This is a genomic window from Chromobacterium alkanivorans (genome assembly GCF_016937655.1).
Taxonomy (GTDB): Bacteria; Pseudomonadota; Gammaproteobacteria; order Burkholderiales; family Chromobacteriaceae; genus Chromobacterium; species Chromobacterium alkanivorans.
This window is the reverse complement of record NZ_JAFHKL010000001.1, coordinates 215,114-228,139: the sequence shown is the minus strand read 5'-3', so window position 1 is coordinate 228,139 and position 13,026 is coordinate 215,114. Positions and strand designations below refer to the sequence as shown.

Here is a 13,026-nt window from a genome sequence, read left to right as displayed (position 1 = left end):
ATGTCCGCGGCAAGAGCCGGCGCCGGCATGCGCCAGCAGGTATCGATGGGACGACGCCTGGCATCCACACGGCGGGCTAGGCTCCCGCCCCAAGAGCGAGAATAAAAGATGAAGAAACGAGTCGTCGCAAGCGCCGCGGCGCTTGCTCTGGCCGCGGCCGGCCTCGCCGGCTGGTATGGCTTCAGAACGACCGCCGCCGCGGCCAAAACCGCGGCGCGACCGCCGATTGCCGTTGGCATCGCCAAAGTGGCGGCGGAGGACCTGCCGATAGAGCTGAACGCCACCGGCAATGTCACCGCCATTGAAAAGGTGGAGGTCAAGCCGCAGGTGTCCGGCGTGGTGGCCAAGGTTCACGTCAAGGAAGGCCAGAACGTGACGCCGGGCCAGTTGCTGTTCACGCTGGATGCGGCGGCGGAAACCGCGCAGTTGAAAAAGGCCCAGGCGCAGATGCTCAGCGATCAGGCGCAGCTGAAAAACGCCGAACGCGACCTGGCGCGCAGCCGCGACCTGCTGGTGAAAAACTTCGTTTCCCAAAGCGTGGTGGACGCCAATCAATCCAAGATGGACGCGCTCAGCGCCACCGTCGCCGCCGACCGCGCCCAGGTGGACGCGGCGCGGGTGGCGCTGGACTACAAGACGCTGCGCGCCTCCATCGGCGGGCGCATCGGCGTGATCGGCGTCTATCCGGGCACCCTGGTGCAGCCGGGCATGGCCGCGGCGATGCTGACCATTACCCGCATTCATCCGATCAACGCCACCTTCACCCTGCCTGAACGCGAGCTGGGCGCGGTGCGCGCCGCCCAGGCAGCCGGCAAGCTGCTGGTGCGCGCCGCGCTGCCGGACAGCGGCGACAAGGTGGACGGCAAACTGGTCTTCATCGACAGCGCGGTGGACAGCGCCAACGGCACGCTGACGCTGAAGGCCGAATTTTCCAATCAGGACGGCAAGCTGTGGCCGGGCCAGTTCGTCACCGTCTCGCTGGACGCCGGCCGTTACCAGCAGGCCACCACCATCCCGGTGGCGGCTCTGCTGACCGGGCCGGAAGGCAAATTCAGCTATGCGGTGCAGGCCGACGGCAGCGTCAAGCGCGTGTCGGTGGAACTGCTGGCCATCCATAAGGAAAGGGCCATCGTCAAAGGGCTGAGCGTCGGCGAGGCCGTGGTGTCCAACGGCGGCCTCAATCTTCGCCCCGGCGACAAGGTGCGTCCGGCCAAGGCCGGCCCGGCCAGCGGGGGCCAGTGATGCAAATCTCCGAACTCTGCATCCGCCGTCCGGTGATGACGGTGCTGCTGTGCCTGTCGCTGGTGGTGGCCGGCCTGATCGCCTATCAAAAATTGCCGATCGCCGCGCTGCCCAGCTTCGACACCCCCACCATCAACGTCTCCGCCAGCCTGCCCGGCGCCAGCCCGGACAGCATGGCCTCCTCGGTGGCCGCGCCGCTGGAGAAGCAGTTTTCCACCATTCCCGGCATCGCGGTGATCAGTTCGTCCAGCACCCTGGGCAGCACCTCGATCACGCTGGAGTTCGACAACGACCGCAATATCGACCTGGCGGCGGTGGACGTGCAGGCGGCGCTGCTGCGCGCGCAGCGTTCGCTGCCGACGGAAATGACCTCGATGCCGTCCTACCGCAAGGTCAACCCGGCGGATTCGCCGGTGCTGCTGCTGGCGCTCAATTCGCCGGCGATGTCGCTGTCCGATCTCAACGACTACGCCGAGAACTGGATCTCGCCCAATATCGCCACCCTCAAGGGCGTGGCCCAGGTCAACATCTTCGGCCAGAAGCGTTTCGCGGTGCGGATCAAGGCCGATCCGGGCAAGCTGGCCTCGCGCAATCTGACGCTGGACGACGTGGCCGCCAGCATCCGCGCCGCCAACGTCAACACCCCGGTGGGCACGCTGGAGGGCAAATCTCAGCTGATGACGGTGGAAGCCAACCGCCAGTTGCAAAACGCCGCCCAGTTCGCCAATCTGGTGATCGCCAGCCGCAACGGCCTGCCGGTGAGGCTGTCCGACGTGGCCGCGGTGGAAGACAGCGTGGAAAACCTCAAGACCGGCAGCTGGGTCAACGGCGAGCGCTCCATCGTGCTGGCGGTGATGCGCCAGAGCGACGCCAACACCGTGGCGGTGGTGGACGCCATCCGCAAGGAGCTGCCGCAGTTGCAGGCGCAGCTGCCCGGCTCGGTGCGGCTGAACCTGCTCAATGACCGCTCCCAGTCCATCCGCGAAGCCATCCACGACGTCAAGCTGACCCTGCTGCTCACCATCGCGCTGGTGATCATGGTGATCTTCATGTTCCTGCAGCGCATGGCGGCCACGCTGATCCCGGCGCTGTCGCTGCCGATCTCGCTGATCGGCACCATCGCCCTGATGTACTGGCTGGGCTACAGCCTGGACAATATCTCGCTGCTGGGCATCACGCTGGCGGTGGGCCTGGTGGTGGACGACGCCATCGTGGTGCTGGAAAACATCGTCCGCTACATCGAAGAAGGGCTGTCGCCGATGGAGGCCGCGCTGCGCGGCTCGCGCGAGATCGGCTTCACCATCGTGTCGATCTCGCTGTCGCTGGTGGCCATCTTCATCCCCATCTTCTTCATGCAGGGCGTGATCGGCCTGCTGTTCCACGAATTCGCCGTGGTGGTGTCGCTGGCGGTGCTGGTGTCGGCGGCGGTGTCGCTGACCCTGATCCCCCTGCTGTCCTCGCGCTTTCTCCGCGCAGATTCGGTTGGACACCAGGCGCGGCGCGGCCGGCTGGCCACCGCGCTGGAAGGCGGTTTCGACGCGGTGCTGACCGGCTATCGCCGCACGCTGGACCTGGCGCTCAAGCATCGCCGGCTGACCCTGGCCGGCGCGCTGTCCACCTTCGTCCTGACCGCGCTGATGTTCAACGGCATTCCCAAGGGCTTCTTCCCCACCGAGGACACCGGCCAGATCATGGCCAGCACCGAGGCGGCGCAGGACATTTCCTACGACGCCATGCTCAAGCTGCAGCAACGCGCCGCCGCCATCACCCAGGCCAACCCCAACGTCGCCTTCGCCACCTCCTCGCTGTCCGGCGGCAACACCGGCCGCATGTTCATCCAGCTCAAGCCGCGCAACGAGCGCGCCAAGCTGGACCCGACGATGGAAAGCCTGCGCCGCGACCTGCGCGCGGTGCCCGGGCTCAGCGTCTACCTGAACCCGACGCAGAACCTGCGCCTGGGCGGCCGCCAGAGCAAGAGCCGCTACCAGTACACCTTGCAGGGCATACAGGCAGAGAGCCTGAACACCTGGTCCGACAAGATCTTGCAGCAAATGCAGCTCGATCCCATCTTCCGCGACGTCACCAGCGACTCCCAGCTCAAGGGCCTGCAAGCCAAGCTGAACATAGACCGCGACAAGGCCAATCTGCTGGGCGTGGACATCCAGAGCATACGCAGCGCGCTGTACAGCGCCTTCGGCGAGCGGCAGATCTCCACCATCTACACCGCCAGCGACAACTATCAGGTGATCCTGCAGGCGGACGACCCGTTCAAGGTTAACGAGTTCGACTTCTCGCGGCTGCGGGTGCGCGCCGCCGACGGCCAACTGGTGCCGCTGTCCAGCATCGCCTCGGTGGAACGCACCGTCGGTCCGATCTCGGTCAACCACCAGGGCCAGCTGCAGGCGGTGACGCTGTCCTTCAACCTGGCGCCCGGCATCCCGCTGAGCCAGGCCGACCAGCACCTGCGCCAGCTCAAGGAACGCATCGCCCTGCCCGCGTCCATCGCCACCAGCTATAGCGGCGACGCCGCCGCCTTCGAGGAAACCCAGGGCAGCCAGATCCTGCTGCTGGGCATCGCGGTGGCGGTGATCTACGTGCTGCTAGGGGTGCTGTACGAAAGCTATATCCACCCGCTGACCATTCTGTCCGGCCTGCCCTCCGCCGCCATCGGCGCGCTGGGCACGCTGATGCTGTTCGGCCAGGAACTGACGGTGATCGCCAGCATCGGCATCCTGATGCTGATCGGCATCGTCAAGAAGAACGCCATCATGATGATAGATTTCGCGCTGGAGGCGCAGCGCAAGCAGGGCATGGCGCCGGAACAGGCGATTCACGCCGCCTGCCTGCTCCGTTTCCGCCCCATCATGATGACCACGCTGGCGGCCCTGATGGGCGCGCTGCCGCTCGCGCTGGGCCTGGGCGCCGGCGCCGAGCTGCGTCAGCCGCTGGGCCTGGCGGTGGTGGGCGGCCTGGTGTTCTCCCAGGTGGTCACGCTCTACATCACCCCGGTGCTCTATCTGTACTTCGACGCGCTGGCGCGACGCCACGCGGCCTGGCGGGAAAGACGGCGCGCGCTGCGCGCCTGACGCGACAAGGCCCGCGCCGGTTCCCCGGCGCGGGCCTTTCGGTTTTCAAGCGCTGCGGCCTCAGCCTTGGCGCAAGCGCTTCAGCGCCTCCTCGGCGTCGCGCGGCGCGCGCTTGTCCGGGCAGGCCAGATCGCGCAGCGTGCGGCGCAGCTTGTCGTCATGCTCGATCTTGCGCCACACCGCCTTGTTGGAGCGGATCCAGTTCTTGTCCACGCTGTTGCCGAAGGCGTAGGCGCGGTAGCTGCCCTCATTGCACAGCAGGCCCTCGAAACTCAGGTTCTCCGCGCCGGCCGGGCTCTTCACCCGCACGATCATCCGCACCACGCCGTCCTCGCCCGAGCTCAGAGTCTTGGCATCGACGAAATACTGGTTGGTCTGCAAATTGTCGGTGCTCACCGCGATCCAGTCCGGCTGCGCCGGATACGGCGGCAACTGGTAATCGCCCTCCTGCCACGGCACCTCCGGCGCGAAATCGATGTTCTTCTTGATCTTGTTGTCGGCCAACGCCGGCTGCGCGGCGCAAAGGGCCAGCACGATGATGGCGGCAAAAGTCTTCAAATCACTACTCCTCGTTCAGCGCGCCGGGGCCGCGCTTGGCTGGCCCGGACGCAAGGTGAAACGGCGGCGGCCGGTTTCCCTGCCGGCCAGGCCCCAACTCAACTCCGAAAACTGCATGTCGCCGCGCGCCGACACCGTCAGCAGCATGGACGCGCGGGTGCCGTAGTCGCGACCCTTGATGAAGATGGGCGACAACACCCGCTCCAGCGCGGAGCCGATGCGGGTGTTCGGCAACTGTCCCGGCGGCGCCGGCGTGCCGTCGGACAGGGCGACGAAGGCCTGGTCCTCGGTGGGCACGCGCTGGAACTCGCGCAAATACTCCGCCAGCCGCTCGCTCTTGAACCACGGCGTGTCCAGCGTGGCGTTGGACAGCGTATGAATGCCCGGCGTCACCCGCGCGATCTGTCCGCCGCGGCTATGAAAATGGAACAGGTCCGAGGCATAGCCGAACAAAAGATTGAACGGCGCATAGCGGCCTTGCTCGGCGCGCAGCCAGTCGGCGAAGGCGAACGGGTCCTCGTCGCCGCTGACGAAACGCTCCACCAGCTCGCCGCGCGAACGCTCCGCCTTGATCGGGTGGCCGTCGCGGATATTGGTCACCGCGGCGATGCGGCCGCGGCCGTCCACCATCAACCAGCTGCCGCCGGACTCGGCGTCGCGGCCGCCCAGCGTATTCTGATATTGCGGCCACCAATCCAGCGGCTCGGTCGGACGCGCATAGTATTCGTCCCGGTTGGCCAGCAACACCAGCTGGCCCAATCCGGGGGTCTTGTAGGCAAAAGCGATCACGCACATGATGAAGACCGATTTGAGGATGGCTTGGCGACTCGCGTAAACTTAGGGTTTAGGGAGCAGCCGCGGACAGTTCCGACCAGGCCTGTATTCCGTTCAATGTCCGCCGCGCGTCGGCGCTACGGCCTTGAACGGGTTCCAAGCGGCCGGGCTTCCCTCCATTGTAACTGATAAGGCTGAGGAAGCCGGACCATGAATTTCGACAAGACCATAGACCTCTCCGGCCTCAACTGCCCGCTGCCCATCCTGCGCGCCAAGAAGGCGCTGGCGGAAATGGACAGCGGCGCGGTGCTGGAGGTGATCGCCACCGATCCCGGCGCGCCCAAGGACTTCGAAGCCTTCTGCCGCCAGACCGGCAACGCACTGTTGACGTCGGACACCACCGCGGAAGGCAAATTCCGCATGGTGCTGAAACGGAAATAATCCCGATGGCTCAGAACCCGTTTACAACAAAGGCGAGACCCGGCGAAAACGGCAGAAGAAGCGGAATGTACTCACGTGCATGAGCATTCCGAAAGCTCTTTCACCGCCGTATCGCCGACGCTCAGCAGCTTGTAAACAGGTTCTTTTTGGCCGCCGCCTTTTTCATCGCAATCCGCAGGCAAGACCATGACGCAAACCCTGACCCTGATCCGCCCCGATGACTGGCATCTGCACCTGCGCGACGGCGCGGCGCTGGCCGCCGTATTGCCCGACACCTGTCGCCAGATGGGCCGCGCCATCATCATGCCCAATCTCAAGCCGCCGGTGACCACCGTGGACGCCGCCGCCGCCTACCGCGAGCGCATCCTGGCCGCGCGCCCGGCCGGCAGCCGCTTCGAACCGCTGATGACGCTGTACCTGACCGACAACACCTCGCCGGCGGAAATCCGCAAGGCCAAGGCCAGCGGCTTTGTCCACGCGGTCAAGCTCTACCCGGCCGGCGCCACCACCAACTCCGACTTCGGCGTGTCCGACGTCAACAAGGCCATGCCGGCGCTGGAAGCCATGGCCGAAACCGGCCTGCCGCTGCTGGTGCACGGCGAAGTCACCGACCCGGCCATCGACGTGTTCGACCGCGAGGCGGTCTTCATCGAACAGGTGTTCCAACCCTTGCTGGCCAAGCTGCCCGCGCTGCGCGTGGTGTTCGAGCACATCACCACCCGCGACGCCGCCGAATACGTGGCCGCCGCGCCGGACAACGTCGCCGCCACCATCACCGCCCATCATCTGCTGATGAACCGCAACGCGCTGTTCGTCGGCGGCATCCGCCCGCACCACTACTGCCTGCCGGTGCTCAAGCGCGAGCTGCACCGCCAGGCGCTGCTCAAGGCCGCCACCAGCGGCTCCGCCAAATTCTTCCTCGGCACCGACAGCGCGCCGCACGCGCGCCACGCCAAGGAGAGCAGCTGCGGCTGCGCCGGCATGTACACCGCCAACGCCGCCATCGAGCTGTACGCCGAGGCCTTCGAGGCGGCCGGCGCGCTGGACAAGCTGGAAGCCTTCGCCAGCCTCAACGGCCCGGCCTTCTACCGCCTGCCGGTCAACGCGGAGCGCGTGACCCTGGCCAAGCAGGCGTGGACGGTGCCGGACGCGCTGCCCTACGACGGCGACGCGCTGGTGCCGCTGCGCGCCGGCGAGAGCATGGCCTGGAAGCTGCAGGACTAAAAAGGAGGGGGCGAACCTCGCAGCCTCAATCGTCGCGGGTCAGCACTTCCAGCAACTCGATCTCGAACAAGAGATTGGAATTGGGCTTGATGTGGGCGCCGATCTGGCGCTCGCCGTAAGCCAGGCGCGCCGGCACGTACAGCCGGCGCTTGCCGCCCACCTTCATGCCCATCAGCCCCTGGTCCCAACCCTTGATCACGCGGCCGGTGCCGATCACGCACTGGAACGGCCGTCCCTTGGCGTGGGACGAATCGAACTCGGTGCCGTCCTCCAGCCAGCCGGTGTACTGGGTGGTGATCAAAGCGCCCCTGACCACTTCCTTGCCCGCGCCCTCCACCAGATCGGTGATTTGCAGTTCATCGCTCATCTATGCGTCCTCGCCTTCAGTTTGCCGCGGATGATAGCGGACTCGCCCCGCCGCGGCGAGTCCGGCTCGCCAAGCGGCGCCGTAGTTCCGGATAAAACTTTTTCTACAAATATATTAATCATTAAATGCAATTCAAATACTGCAAGGACAAACTTTCCCATTTGACATACATCATGACAAATCAGTAGGATGCAAACACTTGAGAACGGCTGAACCAAGACAAAATAGCCGTCGGAGCAATAGCAGGAGCCGTCAGACCAGTGCCAAGACATGGCTGGCGGGTCAGGAGAAAGCTTATGTTGCTGGATTTGCCATGGCAGGACCTGAGCGCCATCTTCGCGGCGGTCACCATTGCTTACGTGATTTTCGGCGTGGCCGGCTTCGGCACCGCCCTGGTCGCCAGCCCGGTGCTGGCCATTTTCATCCCGGTGGCCAAGATCGTGCCCCTGCTGGCGCTGATGGACATGTTCGCCGCCTTCAGCAACATCCTGCGCGACGGCAGCAAGGCGGACCTAGGCGAACTGAAGCGGCTGATCCCGCTGATGGTGGCCGGCAGCCTGATCGGCGCCGCCATCTTGCTGAAAACCCGGCCGGACGCGCTGCTGCTGGCGCTGGGCGTGTTCGTGGTGGCCTACTCGCTGTACTCGCTCAGCGGCCTTAGCCCCAAGCGGCAATTCCAGCCCCGCGCGGCGGTGCCCTTCGGCCTGGTGGGCGGCGTGTTCAGCGCGCTGTTCGGCAGCGGCGGCTTCATCTACGCCATTTACCTGTCCGGCCGCATCGAACAAAAAGAACATCTGCGCATCACCCAGACCACGCTGATCGGCCTGAGCACCCTGACCCGGGTGGTGCTGTTCGCGCTGGCCGGCGTCTATATGGACGCCTCCCTGCTGCTGCTGGCGCTGATCCTGGCGCCGGCCATGCTGTGCGGGGTGTTCGCCGGCCGCCACATCACCCTGAGGCTGACCCGCGAGCAGTTCATCCGGGTGATCAATACCGTCGTCCTGTTTTCCGGCATCGTCCTGCTAGGCCGTTACTTCAGCCACTGAGAACGTGTTTACGCTCTCGCGAGCGAAGGCGAGACCAGGCGAAAACAGCTGAGAAAGCGGAGTGTACAGATGGTACATGAGCACTTCGAAGCGGGTTTCAACGCCGTATCGCCAACGCGCGGCAGATCGTAAACAGGTTCTGAGCGGACTCCACTACGCAATACCCGCCATAGCCCTCCGCCGGCCCAAACCACGCGCGGCCGCGCCCATGGCGTCGATTCTCTTATCCCTGACGGGAGGGCGTCCTGTCGCCCGCGGTCCGGGATTGTGTTTGCTGCTCTTAATCGATGAGGAGTGCCAAGTGAATCAAGCTGCATTGAACGAAATGATGACGCCGGAGGAATACCTGGCCAGTCTCAACGACGGCCGCGAAGTCTACATCTACGGCCAGAAGGTGGCGGACGTCAGCCGGCACCCGGCTTTCCGCAACAGCGCCTACTCGATGTCGCGGCTGTACGAGGCGCTGCACCACCCGGACAGCCAGGAATTGATGACCGACATCGACCCGGAAGGCTACCGCACCCACCGCTATTTCATGCCCAGCCGCTCCTGTGAGGATCTGCTCAAGGCGCGCGACGCCATCGCCCACTGGTCGCGGCTGACTTACGGCTTCATGGGCCGCACCCCGGACTACAAGGCCGGCTTCACCGCCACGCTGAAGTCCGATCCCCACCTGTACGCGCCCTTCCACGACAACGCGCTGAACTGGTACCGCCAGAGCGCGCGCAAAGTGCTGTTCCTCAACCACGTGCTGGTGAACCCGCCGGCGGGCCGCGCCCGCGCCGCGTCGGAAATGCGCGATCTTTACCTGCACGTGGAAAAGGAAACCGACGCCGGCATCATCGTGCGCGGCGCCAAGATGGTGGCCACCAGCGCCGCCATCTCCAACGCCACCTTCGTCGCCCAGAACAGCGCCGCCCAATACCAGCCCGGCGGCGAAGAGGACTTCGCGCTCTGCTTCATCCTGCCGATGAACGCGCCCAACCTCAAAATCATTTGCCGCCGCTCCTACGAAGCCGCGGCGCTCAGCCCCTTCGACAACCCGCTGTCCAGCCGCTTCGACGAAAACGACTCGGTGCTGATCTTCGACGGCGTGTTCGTGCCCTGGGAAAACGTGCTGATCTACCGCGACATCGAGCGCGCGCGCAGCTTCTATTCCGCCTCCGGCTTCCTCAACCGCTACCCGCTGCAGTCCGGCACCCGGCTAGCGGTGAAGATGGACTTCATCTGCGGCCTGCTGGCCAAGGTGCTGGAGTCCAACGGCAGCGACGGCTTCCGCGGCGTGCGCGCCCGGCTGGCCGACATCGTGGCGCTGCGCAACCTGATGTGGTCGCTGACCGAATCGCTGTGTCACAACCCGGAACCGCGCCGCGACGGCTCGGTGGTGCCGCGGCTGGAGGCCGCCGCCACGGTGCGCTATTTCGGCACCCAGATGATGTCCCAGCTCAAACCGGTGTTCAACACCATACTCGGCGGCTCGCCCATCATGCAGGTGTCCAGCTGGCTGGACCTGGCCAATCCCGAGCTTAAGGATCTGATCGGCTGCTACTTCCAGGGCACCGACCAGGAAGCGGTGGACCGGCTCAAGCTGATCAAGCTGCTGTGGGACGCGCTGGGCAGCGAGTTCGGCGGCCGCCACGAGCTGTACGAGCACAATTACGCCGGCAACAACGAACAGGTGCGGCTGGACATGCTGCGCCACTGCGAGAGCAGCGGCGTGCTGGAGCAATGCCGCGCGCTGGTGGACGACTGCATGGCCGACTACACGACGGACGGCTGGGCGCGTCCGGGCTGGCAGTTCGACGGCGCTTGCCGCGACCGCGTTTGAACCGGACCGGAAAGGAGGCAAGCATGCTGTACGCAGGCAAATGGGACCGCGCCGGCCTGGACTACCAGGCCTTGAAGAACCAATGGCATGTGGTGGCGCGCGCCGACGAAGTCAGCGCCGAACGCCCCAAGGCGGTGCGGCTGCTGGGCGAGGAACTGGTGCTGTGGCGCGACGGCGCCGGCCAGATCCACGCCTGGAAAGATTATTGCGGCCATCGCGGCGCCAAGCTGTCGCTGGGCTGCGTCAAAAAGGGCGAGATCGAATGCCCGTACCACGGCTGGCGCTTCGACGCCGGCGGCCAGTGCACGCGGGTGCCGGCCCACCCGGATCAGGCCACGCCCTCGTCCGCGCGGCTGATCTTCCGCCACCACGCGGCCGAACGCTACGGCCTGATCTGGGCCAGCCTGGACGCGCCGCAGCGGCCGCTGCCGGTGTTCCCGGAATGGGAAGACGACAGCTTCCGCAAGGTTTTCGCCGGCCCCTACCGCTATCTGGGCAACGCCTTGCGCTCGGTGGAGAACTTCCTCGACGCCTCGCACTTCCCCTTCGTCCACGCCAATTTGAACGGCGACCCGGACGCGCCGGAGCCGCTGCCGGACTATCAGGTGTTCAAGGACGAGCGCGGGCTGCGCACCTCGGAAATCTCGGTGTTCCAGCCCTACGGCGACCACCGCGGCATCCCGGTCACCGCGCGTTACACCTACTCGGTGTTCAACCCCACCACCGCCTACTTCGTCAAGAAGACCGGCGACACCGAGCGCTTCTGCACCTTTCTCAACGCCACCCCGGTGGACGAGGCCGAATGCGTGATCTGGCTGATCGTCGCCATCAACTTCGGCGCCGACTTGAGCGAGGAGAAAATCCTCTACCGCCAGGACATGGTGTTCGAGCAGGACCGGCTGATCGTGGAGTCTCAGCGCCCAGCGCGGCTGCCGCTGGACCTCCAGCAGGAAATGCATGTGCGCAGCGACCGGCTGGGCATCGAATACCGGCGCTGGATCAAGGAACTGGGGCTGCGCGCCAGCGCGCAAGACCACGCCGAGCCGCGCGCCGCGGCCGTGCTGAACTGATAGGGAGCAAGCAATGGAAGCATTTGAACCCCGCCGCCTGCAGCTGGCCGAGCGCGAATCCAACGCCCGCACCTACGCGCGCGGCATAGACCGCGTGATCAGCCGCGGCGAACTGGCCCGGGTCTACGACAGCGAAGGCCGCGAATACCTGGACTGCCTGGCCTGCGCCGGCGCGCTGCCGCTGGGCCACAACCACCCCTTCGTCCAGCAGCGGGTGGCCGATTTTCTGCAATCCGGCCAACTGCAGCAGGCGCTGGACATCGCCACCCCAGCCAAGCTCGCCTTCGTCGAACAGCTGTACCAGGCGCTGCCGGCCGCTTTCGCCGAACACGCCAAGGTGCAGTTCTGCGGCCCGTCCGGCTCCGACGCGGTGGAAGCCGCGCTCAAGCTGTTCAAGACCGCCACCGGCCGCCGCCCGGTACTGGCCTTCCAGGGCGCCTATCACGGCATGACCATGGGCGCGCTGGGCATGATGGGCAATCTGGGGCCGAAACAGGCGGTCAGCGGCTACCCGGCGGAAATCCAGTTCCTGCCGTTTCCCTACGCCTACCGCAGCCCCTTCGGCGCCGACGCCGCCGACACCGAACGGCTGTCGCTGGCTTATCTGGAAAATCTGTTGTCCGACCCGGAAAGCGGCGTCGGCAAGCCGGCCATGCTGCTGGTGGAGCCCATCCAGGGCGAAGGCGGCTGCATTCCGGCCAGCGCGGAATGGCTGCGCGGCCTGCGCGAGATCACCGCGCGCCACGACGTGCCGCTGGTGATGGACGAAGTGCAGACCGGCTTCGGCCGCAGCGGCGACATGTTCGCCCACGAGTGGGCCGGCATCGTGCCGGACGCCGTCATCCTGTCCAAGGCGGTGGGCGGCGGCTACCCGCTGGCCCTGGTCGCCTACCACCAGAAATACGACCGCTGGGCGCCCGGCGCCCACGCCGGCACCTTCCGCGGCAACCAGATCGCCCTGGTCAGCGGCGCGGCCACGCTGGAATACCTGCGCCGGCCCGGCGTGCTGGAGCAAGTGCGGGAGGTGGGCCAACTGCTGCGCCAGCGCCTGCAGGCGCTGCAAGCGCGCTTCTCCTGCATCGGCGAGGTGCGCGGCCGCGGCCTGATGCTGGGGGTGGAACTGATAGACCCCAACGGCGCGCCGGACGCGCTGGGCCACCCGCCGGCCAACGGCCTGCTGGCCAAGGCGCTCAAGCGCGCCTGTCTGGAACACGGCCTGATCCTGGAAAGCGGCGGCCGCCACGGCGCGGTGATGCGCTTGCTGCCGCCGCTGATCATCGGCGCCGACGACGCGGAGGACATCGTCCGCCGTTTTGAAACCGCGCTGGCCAGCTTGTGGCCCGCCGCCCCGGCCGCCGCGCACGCCCCGGCCGCCATGGCCTTCTGAACC

11 protein-coding genes are annotated in these 13,026 nt (G+C 66.2%); 8 read left to right on the top strand and 3 right to left on the bottom strand.

Annotated elements, in window-relative coordinates:
* The first annotated feature begins 108 nt into the window (after positions 1-108).
* Positions 109-1,242: an efflux RND transporter periplasmic adaptor subunit gene (locus JW897_RS01095; protein ID WP_205464894.1), complete on the top strand. Its 1,134-nt coding sequence runs from the start codon at positions 109-111 to the stop codon at positions 1,240-1,242.
* A complete protein-coding gene (locus tag JW897_RS01090) occupies positions 1,242-4,328 on the top strand; it encodes an efflux RND transporter permease subunit (protein WP_048413072.1) in 3,087 nt (1,028 codons plus the stop codon). The genes JW897_RS01095 and JW897_RS01090 overlap by 1 nt, the downstream gene beginning before the upstream one ends.
* 60 nt (positions 4,329-4,388) lie before the next feature.
* Here JW897_RS01090 and JW897_RS01085 read toward each other — a convergent pair whose 3' ends face one another.
* Both JW897_RS01085 and JW897_RS01080 read right to left on the bottom strand, forming a co-directional pair.
* On the bottom strand, positions 4,389-4,886 hold the full coding sequence (locus JW897_RS01085; protein WP_205464893.1) for a CNP1-like family protein: 498 nt from the start codon (positions 4,884-4,886) through the stop codon (positions 4,389-4,391).
* Between the two features lie 15 nt (positions 4,887-4,901).
* Positions 4,902-5,681 carry an NRDE family protein gene (locus JW897_RS01080; RefSeq protein ID WP_205464892.1) on the bottom strand — a complete coding sequence of 260 codons (780 nt, stop codon included), beginning with the start codon at positions 5,679-5,681 and terminating at the stop codon, positions 4,902-4,904.
* A 189-nt stretch (positions 5,682-5,870) separates the two neighbouring features.
* On the opposite strand from JW897_RS01080, the gene JW897_RS01075 reads away from it, so the two are divergent.
* Both JW897_RS01075 and pyrC read left to right on the top strand, forming a co-directional pair.
* A complete protein-coding gene (locus tag JW897_RS01075) occupies positions 5,871-6,101 on the top strand; it encodes a sulfurtransferase TusA family protein (RefSeq protein WP_043589636.1) in 231 nt (76 codons plus the stop codon).
* Between the two features lie 186 nt (positions 6,102-6,287).
* Positions 6,288-7,325: a dihydroorotase gene (pyrC, locus tag JW897_RS01070; RefSeq protein ID WP_205464891.1), complete on the top strand. Its 1,038-nt coding sequence runs from the start codon at positions 6,288-6,290 to the stop codon at positions 7,323-7,325.
* 25 nt (positions 7,326-7,350) lie between these two features.
* Here pyrC and JW897_RS01065 read toward each other — a convergent pair whose 3' ends face one another.
* The gene (locus JW897_RS01065) at positions 7,351-7,692 is read right to left on the bottom strand and encodes an FKBP-type peptidyl-prolyl cis-trans isomerase (protein WP_048413069.1); all 342 of its coding nucleotides are present in this window, start codon (positions 7,690-7,692) and stop codon (positions 7,351-7,353) included.
* A gap of 296 nt (positions 7,693-7,988) precedes the next feature.
* Between JW897_RS01065 and JW897_RS01060 the strand changes: the two genes are divergently transcribed.
* The 4 genes from JW897_RS01060 to JW897_RS01045 all read left to right on the top strand — a co-directional run bounded on the left by JW897_RS01060 (position 7,989) and on the right by JW897_RS01045 (position 13,023).
* Positions 7,989-8,738, top strand: a complete 750-nt coding sequence (locus JW897_RS01060; protein ID WP_048413068.1) for a sulfite exporter TauE/SafE family protein — start codon at positions 7,989-7,991, stop codon at positions 8,736-8,738.
* Between the two features lie 301 nt (positions 8,739-9,039).
* Positions 9,040-10,566 carry a 4-hydroxyphenylacetate 3-hydroxylase family protein gene (locus tag JW897_RS01055; RefSeq protein ID WP_197082970.1) on the top strand — a complete coding sequence of 509 codons (1,527 nt, stop codon included), beginning with the start codon at positions 9,040-9,042 and terminating at the stop codon, positions 10,564-10,566.
* Between the two features lie 23 nt (positions 10,567-10,589).
* A complete protein-coding gene (locus JW897_RS01050; RefSeq protein WP_205464890.1) occupies positions 10,590-11,636 on the top strand; it encodes an aromatic ring-hydroxylating dioxygenase subunit alpha in 1,047 nt (348 codons plus the stop codon).
* Positions 11,637-11,649: 13 nt separating this feature from the next.
* Positions 11,650-13,023 carry a diaminobutyrate--2-oxoglutarate transaminase family protein gene (locus JW897_RS01045; protein WP_048413066.1) on the top strand — a complete coding sequence of 458 codons (1,374 nt, stop codon included), beginning with the start codon at positions 11,650-11,652 and terminating at the stop codon, positions 13,021-13,023.
* Positions 13,024-13,026 lie beyond the last annotated feature (3 nt).